This window comes from Vibrio sp. 2132-1, from assembly GCF_033344315.1.
Window position 1 is genome coordinate 55752 of the sequence record NZ_JAWPON010000012.1, and the last position, 18158, is coordinate 73909.

Sequence of the window (18158 nt, forward strand, 5' to 3'; positions counted from 1 at the left end):
CAAATCACCGGTTCCTAGCCATTGACGAGTTAAGCACGTCAAAGACTAGGAACTTATTGTTCGGTTGTTACTCGCAGACGTACTCAACAACGTTCAGACCAAAACCACCTAACGCGTGGTACTTTTTGTTGGTCGATGACAGAAGGCGCATATCATGTACACCGAGATCCGCAAGAATCTGTGAACCAACGCCAACACGGCGAGACGTGCCTTGTTTTTTAGCAAGCGTTGGGGCTTCACCTTTGTCTTGCGCTTCGAACATCTTCACGCGATGAATAAGTAGATCGGTCGATTCTTCATGGCCAAGAACAACCAGCACACCGCCTTCTTCACCAATGCGTTTCATTGCCTTATCTAGTGTCCAGCTGCGCTCTGCATTACGATCGCTACGTAGTAAGTCGGTAAAAACGTCTTGAAGATGAACGCGAACCAGTGGCGCTTTTTCTTTCAAATCGCCCTTGCACATTGCGTAGTGCACTTGGTTATCAATGGTGTCTTTGTAAGTGACTAACGTGAACTCGCCAAACTCTGTCGGTAGCTTGCACTCTGCCACACGTTCAATCGTTGTCTCAGTGTTATTGCGGTACTCAATTAGGTCGGCAATAGTGCCCAATTTAATACCGTGCTTCTCTGCAAAGATCTCTAGATCTGGGCGACGAGCCATGGTGCCGTCGTCATTTAAGATCTCAACAATCACCGATGCTGGCTCTAAACCAGCAAGACGAGCCAAATCACAGCCTGCTTCAGTGTGACCTGCGCGAGTCAGTACACCGCCGTCTTGAGCTGCGAGAGGGAAGATGTGACCAGGCTGCACCAAATCCGCAGCTTTAGCGTTTGGCGCGACTGCTGCTTGAACGGTACGTGCGCGATCTGCGGCTGAAATACCAGTCGTTACCCCTTCTGCTGCCTCAATCGAAACAGTAAAGTTGGTGGTGTATTGCGCATTATTGTCTTGCACCATTGGTGGCAGACCTAGACTTTCGCAACGATCTTTGGTCATGGTTAAACAAATCAGGCCACGGCCATAGGTTGCCATAAAGTTGATGGCTTCCGGCGTAATATGCTCGGCAGCCATGATCAAGTCACCTTCATTCTCGCGGTCTTCATCATCCATGAGGATGACCATTTTGCCTGCGCGAATATCATCAATAATTTCTTGTGGCGTACTGATTGGCATAGTCTGTTATCCCGTTATTCTAAATTTGTTATTGCGACAGCAATGAAAAATTACGTTGCAGTGAATGCTAGTTAGGTCAATAGTTTGAGCTTTGCATTAAGCAAGTCAATGAATCTCGCGGTGTTCTGTGAGTCTGCTCTTTATCGCATGCCTCACGCAGCCACTCCCAAGACTTATGCAAAACCGTTTTGCTGTAAAAAGTCCATCGTGATACGAGACTCGGCCTTATCTTCTTGTTGTCCTTGCAGTAAACGCTCCATATAACGCGCAAGTACATCAACTTCTAAGTTGACTTTGCGCCCCACTTGAAACTGGTCAATCGTAGTTTCTTCACTCGTATGAGGAACGATCGTCAGCTTAAAAGCATTTTTACGTAAGTCGTTGACGGTTAGGCTAATACCATCAACAGTAATCGAGCCTTTCTCTGCAACGTACTTGCTAATTTCCGCAGGCATTGCAACCCAAAACTCTATCGCACGGCCAACTGAATTGCGTTCGACAATTTCACCAACCCCATCGACATGGCCAGAAACGATATGTCCACCCAATCGCGTTGTTGGCAACATGGCTTTTTCTAGATTCACCTTATCGCCTACTTGGTAATCAGCAAACCCAGTTTTCTTCAAGGTTTCTAATGACAGATCAGCACTGTAATAGTGGCTTCCGAAGTCAACTACCGTTAAGCAAACACCATTGGTCGCAATGCTATCGCCTAACTTAACGTCTGACATATCAAGCGTACCCGTTTCAACCGTGACGGTGATGTCTTCGCCCTTCGGCGTAATCGCAGCTAACTTGCCCACTGCTTCTACTATTCCTGTAAACATACTATTTCTTATCTAATTTCATTACGTTTTATGGTGGCGGTGATGCGAATGTCTACCCCAACCATACGAACGTCTGTAATGTTTAAATCTATGACGTCAGCCATAGCGCTTAACCCTAAAGCACCGATAAGCCCCCGACCATCGCTGCCCATGAGTTTTGGCGCAAGGTAAACAATGAGCTCATCTACAAGATTAGCCTTTATCATCGCACTCGCTAGCGTAGCTCCAGCTTCAACCCATAAGTGATTGATGTGGTGCTCATCCGAGATACGTTTTAATGTCGTTGATAAGTCAATTTGGTCAGCGCTGTCCAATAGAGGGATACAGTCTCCATCAGAGCGAACAATAACTCGTTCTCCATCGGTATGGAACAGCTTGAGCGCATCAGTTAAATGGTTCTGACGGTCTAAGATTACACGTACTGGTTGACGAAGCTCTTCTTGTAAATACTGCGCTTGAACACTATTAGGTAAGTCATCCCAGCGCACATTGAGTGATGCATTATCATCAATCACCGTTTTGCTAGTAGAAAGAATGCCACCACTTATCGCTCGATAACGCTGCACATCTTGGCGGGCCGCTGGGGAGGTGATCCATTGGCTCTGACCATTACTGAGTGCGCTTTGCCCATCCAAACTGGCTGCCATTTTTAATTGAACAAACGGCATGCCTGTACGCATGTACTTTATAAAACCAGGGTTAAGGGCAAGGGCATCTTGCTCTAACAAGCCGATTTGTACTTCAATTCCGGCATCACGTAACATCTGGATGCCACGACCTGCAACTTTCGGGTTTGGGTCTACCATGGCGCAAACCACACGTGCCACTTTGGCTTTAATCAGCCCTTCGGCACATGGCGGTGTACGGCCGTAATGAGAGCAAGGTTCTAGCGTCACATAAGCGGTTGCACCAACTGCTTTTTCACCCGCCATGCGCATCGCGTGCACCTCGGCATGCGGCTCACCAGCACGATGGTGATAGCCTTCACCGACAATTTCTTCATCACGAACGATGACACACCCTACATTTGGATTAGGGGCGGTGGTATAAATGCCACGTTTCGCTAACTTAATAGCTCGTGACATCATGGCGAAATCTAAATCAGAAAACGCTCTTTCAAGAGTGTGTTGAGTCATGAGCTACTCAGTCTTCTAGGCGGGCAATCTCTTCGCCAAACTCGCGAATATCTTCAAAGCTGCGGTAAACGGAAGCGAAACGAATGTAAGCCACCTTATCGAGCTCTTTGAGCTGGTCCATGACTAAATTACCAATCATTTCACTCGGAACCTCTCGCTCACCCGTCGCACGCAGTTGTGATTTGATCATACTGATCGCTAACTCTATAGAATCGGCACTCACTGGGCGTTTCTCTAAAGCGCGTTGAATACCGCCAACCATTTTATCTTCATCAAATGGTTCACGGTTGCCATTCGATTTGATCACTTTAGGCATCACTAACTCTGCGCTTTCAAACGTAGTGAAACGCTCGCTACACGCCAAGCACTGACGGCGACGTCGAACTTGATGGCCATCAGCCACTAAGCGGGAATCAATAACTTTGGTATCGTTCTCGGAACAAAAAGGACAATGCATATCACCTCCATATCTATACCAAAATAACCTCATGAGCAATCACGGATAACCACGCGTTCATGGTTATACGGACTCTATTAAAGCTATTTGGGTATAACGCTTTCAAACCGAAATAAAAGCTCATGTAGTGTAGCGGAATTGGTATGTTAGACAAAACAAAAAGGGGCGCAAAGGCCCCTTTTTCACTCAAGATCTCGTCGAATGTGTTAACTGCGTGCTAAGTAGTTCGCTTTACCAACCCACTTGTAGCTAGTTAGCTCTTCTAAGCCCATCGGACCGCGTGCATGTAGCTTTTGCGTAGATACTGCGACTTCTGCGCCAAGGCCAAATTGCGCACCGTCTGTAAAGCGCGTTGAAGCATTCACATAAACCGCCGCCGAACCGACAGAATTGATGAACAGTTCTGAGTTTTCCAAACTATTGGTCATGATCGCATCTGAGTGGCTCGCGTTATGGACACGCATATGAACAATGGCATCTTTCACATCAGACACAACTTTTACACCAAGAGTGTAGCTCAACCATTCAGTATCAAAGTCACCTTCAACAGCATCGCGAATTTGTGTTGCTTGAGCCATCAGTGCTTTTGCCTTAGGCTCTGTCACGAAGGTCACTTTATCGTTCATGCGCTCTACGATCATTGGTAGGAATTGCGCTGCAATTTTTTCATGCACGAGCAGCGTATCTAATGAGTTACACGCAGATGGACGTTGAACTTTAGAGTTCTCAACCACATTCAGGGATTTCTCTAGATCAGCGGATTCGTCGACAAAGATATGGCTGATACCAAAGCCACCAATAATCACCGGAATCGTGCTGTTTTCTTTACACATTTTGTGTAGGCCAGCACCACCGCGTGGAATGATCATGTCGACGTAATCGTCCAACTTAAGCAATTGAGAAACAAGCTCACGATCTGGTTTTTCAATGTACTGCACAGAAGCGGCTGGAAGGTTCGCCTTTGCGAGCGCAGACTGAATAACCTTCACTAATTCCATATTCGAGAAAAATGTCTCTTTGCCACCACGTAAAATGCTTGCGTTGCCGGTTTTCAAGCACAACGCTGCAATATCAATGGTTACGTTTGGACGCGCTTCATAAATTACGCCTACGACACCAAGCGGCACACGACGACGAGACAGTGACATCCCATTTTCCAGTACCTTACTGTCTATTTCACTGCCTACAGGATCGTTCAAGCTAATGACGTTGCGAACATCATTCGCAATTGCAGTCAATCGTTCTTCATTAAGCAAAAGGCGATCGAGCAGCGCATCGGTTAAACCCGCTTCACGGCCAAGTTCGATGTCTTTAGCGTTTGCCGCCAAAATAGCAGCGGAGTTTGCTTCTAGCTCATCAGCGATGATGGCTAATGCTTGGTTCTTTTGCGCAGTTGACGCTGTCGCTAATTCGAAAGCTGCATCTTTAGCAGCTTTACCCATATTCGTTAAATCCACTTTGCTTCCCTCTAATTCTATTCCTGAATGACGACCAGATCATCGCGGTGAATCACCTCAGAGCCATAATCATGCCCCAAAATAGAGATGATATCTTTACTGTGTTTGCCCGTAATTTTAGTTAGGTCATCACTTGAGTAGGCGCTGATGCCACGAGCCACCAACTTACCGTGAGCGTTTGTTACACGCGCCACTTCGCCTCGTGCGAAGTCACCACTAACTTTGATGACCCCTTTAGCAAGTAGGCTACTCCCCTTGCCGACCACAGCATTGACTGCACCATCATCAATAACGATGTCGCCCGATGCCGCAGGTCCCGCTAGAATCCAGCGTTTACGGTTCTCTAAGGCTTCAGCGCAAGGTAGGAAGCGCGTGCCCTGAGGTTCAGCACTTAGAGAGTCAAAGATAACATTCGGCGCACTACCAGCAGCAATAATAACCTCGATACCTGCGCGTCGAGCGATGTCTGCGGCTTGCAGCTTCGTTGCCATACCACCAGTACCCAATGTTGTACCGCTTCCACCTGCGATTTTACGCAGCGTATCGTCGATGGTTTTTACTTCCTTGATAAGCTCTGCGTTCGGATCTTTACGAGGGTCAGCAGTAAACAGACCTTTTTGGTCCGTTAAAAGCAAGAGCTTATCTGCACCACATAAAATGCCTACCAAAGCGGAAAGGTTGTCGTTATCGCCAACTTTAATCTCGCTAGTCGCAACGGCATCATTTTCGTTTACGATAGGAACAATATCGTTCGCAACGAGCGCATTAATAGTGTCACGCGCGTTAAGGAATCGCTCACGATCTTCTAAATCGGCACGGGTTAGTAACATTTGGCCGATCTTGATACCATAAATACCAAACAAAGACTCCCATGTTTGAATCAAGCGACTCTGCCCCACCGCGGCAAGTAACTGCTTACTCGCCATCTCGTTGGGCAATGCGGGGTAACCAAGATGCTCACGGCCTGCTGCAATCGCACCAGACGAAACCATTACGATTGAATGGCCTTGTTTTTTAAGCTCAGCACACTGGCGTGCTAACTCAACCATGTGTGCACGGTCGAGTGCCAGAGTGCCGCCTGTCAGCACACTTGTACCCAGTTTCACAACGACAGTTTGTGGTTGTGAAACAACTGCATTTTGTTGATTCGTTGTCATGATGTCTTCTGAAGTGAAAAACAAATAAAGAGAGGATGTTTTAACAATCAAATAGGGAATTAACAAGAGAAAAGGTGCGTTTTCGCACCTTTTTGTTTGGTATTAAATGAAAACAACCAAATTAAGCGAAATCGAAAGACTCCGTGTGATATTCGACTTCTAATTTGAAGTGTTCTTCTAAAGTATCAACCAGCTTTTGATGGAATGTGCTCTGCGTGAGATACACTTCCTCTACCACTTTTTTGGGAAGGGCTTCAGATACCCATTGCCCTTCTTTGTTGTACTTGCCAATATGATATTTAGCAGTAAAGCCTCCCTCGATGGATTCCAAATCCATCCACCAGCCCCAAAATTCACGCTTCTCAGGCGATTTTTTGTCGTCTACACATACAGATAAACAATCAAAATAATAGCGCCCTTCTTGCGATTGTGGTTCGCGCAGGTAAGGCCCTATCGCCTTCAACTTTGACATCAAGCGAAAGTGAGTCGGGCCCTGAGTCGTCTCTGACATATGAATCTCCGTTTTCATAGTTAAAAGTAAACACCCAAGAATGATTATTATTTTTAATTATCATGAGCTTATTTTTTGCTCAGATATATCACTCTTAACTAATTTAGGAGAATTGTCACCCTAATAATTCATCTTCTAGCCACTTTATGGCTAAATCGAGGGATTGCTCATATCCTTTTGTAATTGTTTTGGAACTGATTTTTTTCGCTCTACCATACTGGCTAAATAGAGAAACAAGTTGATTATCACTGTGTGGCGACACTGGATCGCCCTCAAGACTCAAAGCCAAAATAGGCACTTTGGTTTTTCGACTGCTCAGGAAGCCCTGAACCTTCAATGACCACGCCATCATCTGACCAGCCATGCTATTAATATCAACCGCATTTTTCCCCAAACGGGAAGCCAAAAGATCTAGGTACATCTTCGGCATTTTTTGTAACTTCTGAGGGGAAGTAAAAATATCATGTACGGGTGCGCCTAGAGCGACACAAGCTTTGATCTTTTCTTGCTCAACAAAAGAGAGTCTGATCATGGCATTACCACCAAAACGAAACCCAACTAACCCCACTTTGTGATGATCAACCCAAGGTAGCGAGTAAAGCTCATTCAATACCGCTTGATGTAGGCAACTTGAATTCTCGGTCAAGGGCCAATGAGAGCTATGCCCTACCGAAGGCATGTCCACGGTTAACATCGCAATATCTCGCGGTGCAAGACGATTACGGAACAAACGCCACATGTCGGTTTGTAGAGTATCCAAACCAGCGCTCACCATGACCACAGGCAACTGTTTATCCGTTCTTGGTAAATGGAGGTTCGCGATGATTTTGCGATTTTGGTAAGGCACTTCAATTTGCTTGATGGTGTACTTAGTTTTTTCTGCGCCGTCAGAATACGCTTTGTTTGCCAGTACTTGAGCCTGCGATGCCAAATTGTCATTTTTTAAATGTGGGTAGCCTGCAATACTAAAACACAAAGAAGCAGTGAAGAGTTCATCCGCTGCCTCTTCTCCTTGCATTTCATTTGCTCGCTTCTGATGATCCATACCAAGCTTGATCCACTCAAATGTCCAGTTACCACTGTGATAACCCATTACAGTGTCTAACCAATCATCATTGGTTCGCGAGTGAGAAGATGAAGCAATTTTGGACAGTACGCCTTCCATTTCGATCGGAGACAATCCTTGCCAAGCCCATTGCAAGCGACGCAAATGACGATACCAAGCACGATCACCTTGCGCTTCTCGTTCATCAAGTATTTTTTTACTGGTCGGCATGTACTGGGTAAGCGCGGAGGTTTCTTTTGCTTGCTTATGTTTCACGAACAAAGTTTCGGAAAGATTTTTACTGACGTCTTCAGACATAGGAAGAACCCTAGGCTATTAGCATGATTTAATATCATAATAAAAAAAATGCCCCTATAAAGGGGCATTTCTCAATATTCTTTAACCGCGCTTATTTTTGCTTGCGGTTTACTGGCTCAGCATACTGGATTGACATATCCCAAGGCTGCTCGATCCAAGTGTCTTGAGCAATATCTACAACGTAATCATCCAGCAGCTCTTTGCCTGATGGTTTCGCACACACAGCGATCATTTTCGCTTTTGGATACATCTCACGTAGTTTGCGCGCTGTATCACCACTGTCTACTAGGTCTTCAACGATTAGGTAACCTTCGCCATCACCTTCAGGTGCTTTTAGTACCGTCATGTCGCGCTGATGATCATGGTCGTAGCTTGAAATACAGATTGTATCAACGTAACGAATACCCAGTTCACGAGCCAAAATAGCGCCAGGAACCAAACCGCCGCGGCTTACCGCCCAAATTCCTTTCCATTGCTCAGCTGGCATTTGTTTTTCAGCCAGTTCACGGCAGTAAGTCTGCATTGCATCCCAAGTGATAATGAATTTTTTACTCATTGTAATAACCTAATAATTTGAAAATATGCATCCTCAAAATCTAGCGAAGTCACTCAAAAGCGGAATGCTCACTAACTTCTCCAAAATGTTTGGAGACGAGGATTTCAAGCTGCGCAAACGATTATTCTACCGAAACACACCGCTAATACCAACGGTGATATCAAAATTCTCTGCCTATTCCGCAGAAAAACCGTCTTCTGTGAACAACGTAAAAAAAGAAAAAGCCAGCGTGAATAAATCCACACTGGCTTTTTGCTCGAGAAATTAACCGACGAGGTATTTAACGATGAAGATGGCTGACATCACCCATACACTCATCGACACTTCACGGCCCTTACCGCTGAATAACTTGATCGCCGCGTATGCGATAAAGCCTAACGTGATACCTTCTGCAATCGAGAATGTTAGCGGCATAACTAAACAAGTCACAACAACTGGGGACGCTTCAGTTAGGTCACGCCAATCAATGCTTACTAGCCCAGACAGCATCAAGATCGCCACATAGAATAGCGCACCTGACGTTGCATAAGCAGGGATCATACCCGCAAGTGGTGAGAACAATAGAGCAAGTAGGAAGAGTACACCAACAACCACGGCTGTTAGACCAGTACGCCCACCCGCAGCTACACCAGAAACGCTTTCAATATAAGATGTCGTGTTGGAGGTACCAAGTAATGCCCCTACTGACGTTGCTGTTGAGTCTGCAAGTAACGCTTTGTTTAAACGAGGGATGTTGCCATTCTCGTCAGTTAGACCAGCTTTTTGAGAAACGCCAACGAGCGTACCTGCGGTGTCAAATAAATCGACAAATAGGAAAGCAAATACGACGGAAATCATGCCTACTTCAAACAAACCAGAGAAATCCAGTTGCATGAAAGTTGGCGCAATGCTTGGTGGCGTTGACATAATACCGCCCCACTGCACATCACCAAATAGAAGACCAAGCGCTGTAACGCCAAGAATGGCGATCATCACCGCACCTTTCACACCACGGTGAACCAGTGCAATCGTAAGAAAGAAGCCAATCGCGGCCAATACAGATGGCAATGATGTGATCTCTCCCATAGAAACTAATGTCGCTGGGTTATCAACGACGATACCTGCATTTTTTAATGCGATAAACGCTAAGAAAAGACCAATACCAGCTGAAATACCTGTTCGTAGAGAATGCGGGATCGAGTTAATAATCCACTCACGGATCTTAAATACGCTTAAAAGAATGAACAGAAGGCCAGAAACAAATACAGCCGCCAACGCAACTTGCCACGTATAACCCATTCCCAATACAACAGAGTAAGTAAAAAATGCGTTCAGGCCCATTCCTGGTGCCTGTGCGATTGGGTAATTGGCAACAAATCCCATGATAAAACAGCCGATTGCGGCAGCAAGACAAGTCGCGACAAAAATGGCGCCACGGTCCATACCGGTATCCGACAGGATCGCTGGGTTTACAAAAATAATGTAAGCCATAGTTAGGAAGGTCGTAACACCTGCAATGATCTCAGTGCGCACATTTGTGCCATTTTCACTGAGTTTAAAAAGCCTCTCGAGCATGATCGAATCCTGTAAAGGTAAAAAGTAAACGGTTGCGTAATCGATTGGCGGGAATTATAAAGTTATCAAATAGCAAATTCTAGATAGAATCTTCACTCTAATGCGTTTTTTTTCTTTGGATATGAAACACATTCTCTAATCTATCATAGCAAGCAAAGAAATATATTCTTATAAAACAATAGGTAACCCAGATAACACAGTTCTCTAAAAGAGAATAAAAACTGAGCAATGTACTAAACTTTCAGATGAAAAAGGCCCATTTTAAACATGGTATCTAACAGATTTGATGGAAAAGTCGATAAAACCGAAGAATGGGGAATAGAAGAAGGCTTTGATGGCAATAAGTGAGTCAGGAAGAGAAAATAGAGATAAAAAAACGCCACCCAATTTGGGTGGCGGTGAATCATGTCAGCACTATCACTGAAAAAAAATTCCAATTTATAGGGGTGAACAAACTGTTCGAGTCACATGCGTTGACTTCACTTAGTAGCCAAAGCTTGTTGGGTATACAAAGTTACCGGTGTAAACAGACTTGCTATTCCAGAACATTGTACTTGGTAAACCTTTCATAACTATCACCTTTTAAATCAATTAAACATTCGTTGATTTCTCGGTTCCTTGGAGGCGATAAAACGGACTCATCCTTTGAGCATTTCATTCTTCTCTCAGAAGCTGGTTACAAATATACCACCAAGAAATTTAATTACAAGCATTTTAGTGATTGAAATCACAAAAAATGCACAAATTGACCTTTATCAAAGTTTATGTGTAATTAAATTACAACTTTATGAATTAAAAAATAAAGCCACTTTCAGAATATATGATAGAGAACACATAGTGCTTGTTATTGTATTCACAAACTGTGACAGTTCTGAGAGAAATCCTTGTGATCGCGACTACTCGTACTCCTTATCTGGTGGTATGCTAACGGCAATTTGAAGGCCAAATCGTCTAGCATTTAATGCTACCTTGATAATATTTTTACGGTATATATTTGGCAAAGCACATCAAAAGGAGTCCTCCGTGTCTGAGTTCCATTCTGAGATCAGTACCTTATCACCTGCTCCACTTTGGCAGTTTTTCGATAAGATTTGTTCTATCCCTCATCCATCGAAACATGAAGAAGCATTAGCACAGTACATTATCAACTGGGCAACAGAGCAAGGCTTTGACGTTCGCCGTGATCCAACCGGTAACGTGTTCATCAAAAAGCCCGCGACACCAGGAATGGAGAATAAGAAGGCTGTTGTACTTCAAGCACACATCGACATGGTGCCGCAGAAAAACGAAGACACTGAACACGACTTCACCAAAGATCCAATCCAACCTTACATCGATGGCGAATGGGTAACTGCGAAAGGCACGACGCTTGGTGCAGATAACGGTATTGGTATGGCTTCTTGCCTTGCTGTATTGGCATCTAAAGATATTAAGCACGGTCCACTCGAAGTTCTGCTGACGATTGATGAAGAAGCAGGCATGACTGGCGCATTTGGCCTTGAAGCTGGTTGGTTAGAGGGTGAGATTCTTCTAAATACAGACTCTGAGCAAGAAGGCGAAGTCTACATGGGTTGTGCAGGTGGCGTTGATGGCACCATGACTTTCGATATTTCTCGAGAATCAACGCCTGCAGGTTTTGTAACACGCCAACTGACGCTGAAAGGCCTAAAAGGTGGTCACTCAGGTTGTGACATTCACACAGGTCGCGGTAATGCCAACAAATTACTTGGTCGTTTCCTTGCCGGTCATGCTCAAGAGCTTGATTTACGTTTAGTCGAATTCCGTGGCGGTAGCTTACGTAATGCAATCCCTCGCGAAGCGTTTGTTACTGTCGCGCTTCCTGTCGAAAACCAAGACAAGCTTGCTGAGCTGTTCAACCACTACACTGAGCTGCTTAAAACTGAATTGGGTAAAATCGAAACAGGTATCGTAACCTTTAATGAAGTGATCACGACTGACGCGCAAGTATTTTCAATCGCCGATCAGCAACGATTCATTGCGGCACTTAACGCTTGTCCAAACGGCGTAATCCGTATGAGTGATGAGGTGGAAGGCGTTGTTGAAACTTCTCTAAACGTTGGTGTGATCAGCACAGAAGAAAATAAAGTCACCGTGCTTTGCTTGATTCGTTCTCTCATTGACTCTGGCCGTAGCCAAGTGGAAAGCATGCTGCGCTCGATTACTGAGCTAGCAGGCGCACAAATTCAGTTCTCAGGCGCTTACCCTGGCTGGAAGCCAGATGCAGATTCCGAGATCATGGCAATTTTCCGTGATATGTATGAAGGCATTTACGGTCATAAGCCGAACATCATGGTCATCCATGCTGGTCTTGAGTGTGGCCTATTTAAAGAACCATACCCACACATGGATATGGTTTCTTTCGGTCCAACAATAAAATTCCCTCACTCTCCAGATGAGAAAGTGAAGATTGATACTGTTCAGTTGTACTGGGAACAGATGGTCGCGCTTTTAGAAGCGATTCCAGAGAAAGCATAATTCAATCACGAAAAATGACAAAGGGTGCCATACGGCACCCTTTTTTTGGTTTAGTTGAACCCAACTACACACGGTTTTGCGCGTAAGCGGCTAATTCATCCATTGAGGTTTGTGCAGCAACTTCACCATCAATGTAGTAAGTAACAAACTCACCATCGCGTACACCCATGAGTGTCGCCTTTTCACCGTTACTGTAAGTAATATCCATTTGAACAGTGTTCTCATCGATTTGCTGCATTCGCCCCTGCTCAATGACACGGTTATCCGCTAATGGTGCGATTGGTGCCGTCGTTAACGACTTATCTAACTGGTGATTGACATCAATGTAAGTATCTACCTTTGTATCGAAGATATGTGGCTTACCATTTAACGGGTTCTTACCCGTCCAAAATTCTAGAGAGTTAAACACGATATAATCCGCTGCGATCGCGACACCATAAACAGGCGCTAAAAGCATATTTAGGCCACCTCGAGCGTAACGGTTGTCAACAGCTTTCAAGTTAAACCCCATGACATAACCTGTCACGGCATTACTACCTACGCAACCTGAAAGTGAAACTGCTACCGCAGTCAATGCACCAATTTTAGCAATTGCCTTTTTCATCAAAACCTCTAGTTAGAAAGTGTGAAACCTCAAATTCGGCGCGGATATTATCGGATAAAAAGTAGGGTTAAAAGTCCGTTTTTTTGTCCTCCATGAACAGTATTATTTTTAATACAGTCACATTTTTTAAGGCTATTATTGCGCTCTCTTCTCTATGGCTTGTTATGTATTAAACTGATAGAAAAGATCATATTGAAAACAAAAACTTCACACATACCAAAATTTCACGCATGACGATTAAAGTAATTTGTCGTGTCCTTAATGAGAATGATTAGTGCGATTTTGCAGCAATTGTTACATTGCTGATGACGCATTTGACAGAGATGGTTTATGGCCAGAAGTAAAAAAAGCAAAGTATTTGAGCTCTTAGGACATCAAATACAACCAGGACAACGATTAGAGATCGAATTTGAAGCAGCGAAGCTATATACACATTCGCCTTTATCTATTCCTGTGGAAATCATCCATGGGAAACAAGAAGGACCAGTGTTAATGGTGAATGCCGCTATCCATGGTGATGAGCTTAATGGCGTAGAAATCGTTCGTCAGATCATTAACCAACTGGATCCACAAAAACTGAAAGGCACTGTCATTGCAGTACCTATCGTTAACGTTTTTGGTTTCATCCATAAATCTCGTTACTTGCCCGACCGACGAGATCTCAACCGTTGCTTTCCTGGCAGTGAAAAAGGCGCACTTGCATCTCGTATGGCACACGGGTTCTTTAACAACATTGCCAAGCGTTGTGACTACATTTTGGATCTACACACAGGGGCCATTCATCGCACGAACTTGCCACAGATCCGCGCAAACTTAAGCAACTCAGAAACTCTGCGTATTGCTCAAGCATTTGCAACGCCAGTGATTGTTGATTCAGCATTGCGTGATGGCTCTTTACGCAGTGAAGCAGAAAAATGCGATATTCCAGTGCTCACCTACGAAGCTGGCGAAGCATTGCGTTTTGATCCACTTTCGATCAGCGCTGGTGTACTCGGGGTTCGGCGCGTAATGCAAGCCATTGGTATGTTGCGTGCGAGCAGGAAAAAGCTGCCTGAGCCTATCATAGCGAAGTCCACCAGCTGGGTTCGCGCGTCAGGTAACGGCATTTTGCGTACTGTCGTTAATCTGGGAGACAAAGTAGAACAGGGTGAAACGCTCGCTTATATTAGCTCTCCTCTTGGTCATGACGAGATAGAACTAAAAGCCCCGAAGCGTGGTTTGGTTATCGGTCAACAAACATTACCATTGGTGAACGAAGGCGATGCAATTTTCCACCTTGCCTATTTTAACCAAGGTGATAATGCTTTAGAGCAAGCAGTCGAAAGCTATATTGAAGGCCTCACTGAATTCGATGCCGAGCCGCTGACCACCGGACAGATACCGTTAGAAACTCAGTAATTCCTACCAAGTAGGCGCCTGATTAGCTCAAAAGGAGCAACAGTGCTCGCACTATCTTGTTTAAAGCCAATAAGCTCAGCGTCCATGATGCTGGGCTTTTTGTTTTATGTACGCTAACGATACTTATCGTAGTTTCCACGAATGGATAAAAAACTTTACAATCCGTCGCAAAAACACATTTGATAATTAATCTCATTATCATTTATTAATCGTAATAATGTTCTTATAATCCGAGCTTCATAAAAACACTATAAATCATCAATATGAAACGATTAAAAAGTCATCCACTCAAAGTAAATCTCATTTCACTGGCTTTGCTCTTCCCTCTTTATTCATATGCCGAGACAGCGCCAAATGAAGAGCTTGAAGTCATAGGCGTTCGTTATGCCAAACCTATTACCATTGCTGAGCCTGCGCAAACCACCATTAATTGGTCAGAGATTGAAGAGCAACAGTACTCTAATTTTGCCTCAATGATCGATGCCGTTCCCGGTGCATCAATAGATGGTGGCGGTCGTTCTGGTGGCGAACGTATTAACATTCGTGGTTTTGATGATCCAAGCGATATCGCCGTGTTTGTCGATGGCGCTCCAATTGGCTTTCAACAATACCGCTACGGTACCTTCTTTTTTGATCCGTTCTTAATTGGCGAAGCAGAAATTATCAAGGGCGCGCACGACTATCGAGCACTCAACGGGAAGTTTGGTGGCTCCATTCGCATTAAAACCAAAAGTGTCGATGATCTCCTGTACGGCGAAAGAAACTTTGGTGCTCGCATCTCAAGTGCATACAACACCAACGGCGATGAGAACGCCTACACGCTAACACTCTATGGTAAAAACGATACTGGTTTTTATTTTCTAGCGAATGGCTCGGTAAAAGATTCTGATGACATTAAAGTCGGAGGTGGTGAAACGCTGGATTACTCAGGTTATGAGCAAGAAAACATGCTCGTAAAGGTCGGTTATGAAAACAACGATCACGAGTTTGAAATTAGCCACACTCGCTACAAAGATGAAGGTCGTAAACCTTGGGCTAACCGCCGCGGAAAAATGCCTAACATCACCGAATACAATATCAAGAAATACGGCTCATTAGAAAAAGCCCAATACGCTTACACCGTCGATAACAAATACACGGACAACACCACGACCATCTCTTACCACTACATGCCGACTAACCCGTATATTGATTTCAATATCAAAATGGCACGTTCCGAAAACGATCGTCATTGGGTTCGCCCTGACGTAGCATTCGAGAAAATGTTCGTTTCTGTTGGCAGTTACGGTCATGAGTCATGGCTGAGTTACGAGCGTGATTACGTTGATGTGTTTAACCAAGCGCAATTCGGAGACCACACTCTAGTCACTGGGCTTCAATATCAAAAAACCGATAGAGACTCGTTAGTATTCAACGCATCATACGACAGTAATGAAGCGAAAAACTACGGTTGGTACACCCCTTACTACGAACCATCTGGCACGCAGTCAATTTATGCCGCTTACATTGCTGATCACTATCAAGCAACAGACCGCCTAACAATCACACCTTCTCTGCGTTACGAATACATCAAGAGTGAAGGAAAAGGGAACGCTGCGCCGGATTATAATGATCCAGTTGCCGGACATAACTACGGTGAAACGACGCATAAAGGCTTTAGCCCACGTTTGGATATCGACTTTGATGCGAGCAATAATACGCGTTTAAACGCCTCCTACGCCTACGCTTTAAAAGCACCAACCGTTGATAACATCTACTCAGTGCAATATGCGCGAGCTACCGCTACGGCTACTGCTTTGAATCTGGACGTGTCTCGTATCCATGCTTATCAAGCAAGCGTTATCAACTTAACGGAAGGGCTGGTGAACTCTCGCGATAACCTCGCAACAGAGTTAACTATGTTCTATAACGATGTTAGCGACACAGTTGATATACGAACGGGCGATAACCTCGACAAAAATACTACTGAGTTACAAAGCTGGAATACAAACCTAGATGGCTTTAAAAACTATGGCTTTGAGCTAATTTCACAATACCGGATTGAAGATTTCTACAGTAATTTCTCAGCAAGTTACATTCGCGGCAAAAACAAAGGTAGCCTATCTGACTCTACAGGTTCAGATGATGATCATCCTGATGTACCGCCATTAAACATTAATCTGGGTTTAGGTTACGAATGGATTCCTGGTTTACGTACGGGCTGGGAAGTCCGTTGGTATGATGCGCAAACCAAAACCAAGGCAAGCGGTAATAATTTAAAAGTGAAATCGCCAAGTGAGCAATACACGCTACAAAACGCTTACGTGGTTTGGGAAATACAACAAGTCGAAGGCTTGAGCGTTGGCGCGGTTGTGAAAAACTTAACCGATCGTTACTACGAAGCATACCTATCTAATGGCGTGCCTTCGCCTGGTCGCGAAGTCAAACTGCACCTCACTTATCAATACTAACCATACCTAAAAGATGCAGGGCAGACATTAACTGCCCTGTTATATCGTATCCAATGGCCATAATTGCACGCCGTTTTATTTATCAGTATTATCATTTCCTTTTGCTTGCATACACATTATGAACAATCTAAAAACACGGCTTCTTCTGATTTGCTTCTTCCCTGTAGGTAGCCTAGCGCAAGCTTCTGAGAACATTGCAGACTACTTACAAGAACAAAGCAAGCACCAAGTTTCAGAAGATTTTTACGCACAGCCAACAGCAAATAACCTGAATCTAGATGCAAAAACTAACTCTTTAACTTGGCACGAAGATGGTAAGCCGGATCACTGTCGTTACGCCAAGCAGCCCAAAGACGTCGCAACACATTTCGACTACGGTGAAGCAAACGATCTATCTGACGGCTTACAACACTTTGATTTACCGGAAAGACATTCTGCAAAGGTCAAATCGACACATCGCACTTATGCTAATAACCCTCACCTTCTTCCTGGCAATAAACAATTTGCAGCCCCTGAAGACGGCACGTTTAGCCTGTCCGTATCATCGGATTGTTTTTAGCCGATATAAATAAAAAATGCCCTGAGACAAAACTCAGGGCATTTTCACTATTTGTTTGATGGGTAACGTCACCATCTCACCGATTTAAACTTATTCTTCGTCAGTGTCTACTTCGGTTTCACGTGCTTTGCGGGCTTCTTCTTTACGAACTTTTGCCGCTAGTTGTTCTGCTTCACGCTCTTGACGTTGCGCTGCTTTACGCTCGTTACGAACCACTTGGTTTTGGATAAATCCAGCCAGTTCTTGTTCAGCCCAAGCTTGTGCTTTCTCTTCGCTGTCAAAGCCTGTTTCACGCTTTGATACTACAGTCTTACGAGATGTCACTTGGCGAGTGATTTCTGCGCTCCAGCCGTTACGTTTTTCAGTGACGCGGATAGCAAATTTTGGATTCTTAGACATTTCTTTCATTTCCTAAGGGATTTAGGGATCAATCAGGGATTCGGTCAACTTGATAAC

16 protein-coding genes are annotated in these 18158 nt (G+C 44.5%); 4 read left to right on the forward strand and 12 right to left on the reverse strand.

Features of this window, described 5'->3' with window-relative positions; translation table 11 throughout:
• Positions 1–67: 67 nt before the first annotated feature.
• The 10 genes from ribBA to R8N47_RS14830 form a co-directional block, all read right to left on the reverse strand.
• A complete protein-coding gene (gene ribBA, locus R8N47_RS14785; protein WP_005381573.1) occupies positions 68–1177 on the reverse strand; it encodes a bifunctional 3,4-dihydroxy-2-butanone-4-phosphate synthase/GTP cyclohydrolase II in 1110 nt (369 codons plus the stop codon).
• 173 nt (positions 1178–1350) lie between these two features.
• Positions 1351–2004, reverse strand: coding sequence for a riboflavin synthase (locus R8N47_RS14790; RefSeq protein WP_005383626.1), 654 nt, complete (start codon positions 2002–2004; stop codon positions 1351–1353).
• An 8-nt stretch (positions 2005–2012) separates the two neighbouring features.
• Complete coding sequence (gene ribD, locus R8N47_RS14795; protein ID WP_017635684.1) at positions 2013–3140, reverse strand: bifunctional diaminohydroxyphosphoribosylaminopyrimidine deaminase/5-amino-6-(5-phosphoribosylamino)uracil reductase RibD; 1128 nt, start codon at positions 3138–3140, stop codon at positions 2013–2015.
• Positions 3141–3147: 7 nt separating this feature from the next.
• Positions 3148–3597 (reverse strand): transcriptional regulator NrdR, encoded by a 450-nt coding sequence (nrdR, locus tag R8N47_RS14800; RefSeq protein ID WP_005381578.1) that lies wholly within the window; start codon positions 3595–3597, stop codon positions 3148–3150.
• A gap of 206 nt (positions 3598–3803) precedes the next feature.
• On the reverse strand, positions 3804–5054 hold the full coding sequence (locus R8N47_RS14805; protein ID WP_025768889.1) for a glutamate-5-semialdehyde dehydrogenase: 1251 nt from the start codon (positions 5052–5054) through the stop codon (positions 3804–3806).
• A 17-nt stretch (positions 5055–5071) separates the two neighbouring features.
• Positions 5072–6211 (reverse strand): glutamate 5-kinase, encoded by a 1140-nt coding sequence (gene proB, locus R8N47_RS14810; RefSeq protein ID WP_005383771.1) that lies wholly within the window; start codon positions 6209–6211, stop codon positions 5072–5074.
• 121 nt (positions 6212–6332) lie between these two features.
• The gene (gene crl / locus R8N47_RS14815) at positions 6333–6722 is read right to left on the reverse strand and encodes a sigma factor-binding protein Crl (protein WP_005381584.1); all 390 of its coding nucleotides are present in this window, start codon (positions 6720–6722) and stop codon (positions 6333–6335) included.
• Positions 6723–6837: 115 nt separating this feature from the next.
• Positions 6838–8085, reverse strand: a complete 1248-nt coding sequence (gene frsA / locus R8N47_RS14820) for an esterase FrsA (RefSeq protein ID WP_064353673.1) — start codon at positions 8083–8085, stop codon at positions 6838–6840.
• Positions 8086–8176: 91 nt separating this feature from the next.
• Positions 8177–8641 (reverse strand): oxytetracycline resistance phosphoribosyltransferase domain-containing protein Tet(34), encoded by a 465-nt coding sequence (gene tet(34) / locus R8N47_RS14825; RefSeq protein ID WP_005381590.1) that lies wholly within the window; start codon positions 8639–8641, stop codon positions 8177–8179.
• 264 nt (positions 8642–8905) lie between these two features.
• Positions 8906–10195 (reverse strand): NCS2 family permease, encoded by a 1290-nt coding sequence (locus R8N47_RS14830; protein WP_005381592.1) that lies wholly within the window; start codon positions 10193–10195, stop codon positions 8906–8908.
• 1023 nt (positions 10196–11218) lie between these two features.
• Here R8N47_RS14830 and R8N47_RS14835 point away from each other — a divergent pair.
• On the forward strand, positions 11219–12691 hold the full coding sequence (locus tag R8N47_RS14835; protein ID WP_053350265.1) for an aminoacyl-histidine dipeptidase: 1473 nt from the start codon (positions 11219–11221) through the stop codon (positions 12689–12691).
• Positions 12692–12755: 64 nt separating this feature from the next.
• Here the strand turns inward: R8N47_RS14835 and R8N47_RS14840 are convergent, their stop codons facing one another.
• On the reverse strand, positions 12756–13295 hold the full coding sequence (locus R8N47_RS14840) for a DUF3332 domain-containing protein (RefSeq protein ID WP_005381596.1): 540 nt from the start codon (positions 13293–13295) through the stop codon (positions 12756–12758).
• 330 nt (positions 13296–13625) lie between these two features.
• Between R8N47_RS14840 and R8N47_RS14845 the strand changes: the two genes are divergently transcribed.
• The 3 genes from R8N47_RS14845 to R8N47_RS14855 all read left to right on the forward strand — a co-directional run bounded on the left by R8N47_RS14845 (position 13626) and on the right by R8N47_RS14855 (position 17702).
• Entirely contained in the window at positions 13626–14693 is a 1068-nt protein-coding gene (locus R8N47_RS14845) for a succinylglutamate desuccinylase/aspartoacylase family protein (RefSeq protein WP_017635689.1), read from the forward strand.
• Positions 14694–14956: 263 nt separating this feature from the next.
• Positions 14957–17143: a TonB-dependent receptor domain-containing protein gene (locus tag R8N47_RS14850; protein WP_064353672.1), complete on the forward strand. Its 2187-nt coding sequence runs from the start codon at positions 14957–14959 to the stop codon at positions 17141–17143.
• A gap of 118 nt (positions 17144–17261) precedes the next feature.
• A complete protein-coding gene (locus R8N47_RS14855) occupies positions 17262–17702 on the forward strand; it encodes a hypothetical protein (RefSeq protein WP_005381599.1) in 441 nt (146 codons plus the stop codon).
• Positions 17703–17792: 90 nt separating this feature from the next.
• Here R8N47_RS14855 and R8N47_RS14860 read toward each other — a convergent pair whose 3' ends face one another.
• On the reverse strand, positions 17793–18101 hold the full coding sequence (locus R8N47_RS14860) for a DUF3622 domain-containing protein (RefSeq protein WP_025998700.1): 309 nt from the start codon (positions 18099–18101) through the stop codon (positions 17793–17795).
• Positions 18102–18158 lie beyond the last annotated feature (57 nt).

Excerpts from the sequence above, each read along its gene's own strand:
- nrdR (WP_005381578.1), bottom strand. The coding sequence starts at position 3,597 with ATGCATTGTCCTTTTTGTTCCGAGAACGATACCAAAGTTATTGATTCC.
- R8N47_RS14790 (WP_005383626.1), bottom strand. The coding sequence starts at position 2,004 with ATGTTTACAGGAATAGTAGAAGCAGTGGGCAAGTTAGCTGCGATTACG.
- frsA (WP_064353673.1), bottom strand. The coding sequence starts at position 8,085 with ATGTCTGAAGACGTCAGTAAAAATCTTTCCGAAACTTTGTTCGTGAAA.
- ribD (WP_017635684.1), bottom strand. The coding sequence starts at position 3,140 with ATGACTCAACACACTCTTGAAAGAGCGTTTTCTGATTTAGATTTCGCC.
- R8N47_RS14845 (WP_017635689.1), top strand. The coding sequence starts at position 13,626 with ATGGCCAGAAGTAAAAAAAGCAAAGTATTTGAGCTCTTAGGACATCAA.
- R8N47_RS14855 (WP_005381599.1), top strand. The coding sequence starts at position 17,262 with ATGAACAATCTAAAAACACGGCTTCTTCTGATTTGCTTCTTCCCTGTA.
- R8N47_RS14860 (WP_025998700.1), bottom strand. The coding sequence starts at position 18,101 with ATGTCTAAGAATCCAAAATTTGCTATCCGCGTCACTGAAAAACGTAAC.
- R8N47_RS14850 (WP_064353672.1), top strand. The coding sequence starts at position 14,957 with ATGAAACGATTAAAAAGTCATCCACTCAAAGTAAATCTCATTTCACTG.
- R8N47_RS14840 (WP_005381596.1), bottom strand. The coding sequence starts at position 13,295 with ATGAAAAAGGCAATTGCTAAAATTGGTGCATTGACTGCGGTAGCAGTT.
- ribBA (WP_005381573.1), bottom strand. The coding sequence starts at position 1,177 with ATGCCAATCAGTACGCCACAAGAAATTATTGATGATATTCGCGCAGGC.
- crl (WP_005381584.1), bottom strand. The coding sequence starts at position 6,722 with ATGTCAGAGACGACTCAGGGCCCGACTCACTTTCGCTTGATGTCAAAG.
- proB (WP_005383771.1), bottom strand. The coding sequence starts at position 6,211 with ATGACAACGAATCAACAAAATGCAGTTGTTTCACAACCACAAACTGTC.
- R8N47_RS14830 (WP_005381592.1), bottom strand. The coding sequence starts at position 10,195 with ATGCTCGAGAGGCTTTTTAAACTCAGTGAAAATGGCACAAATGTGCGC.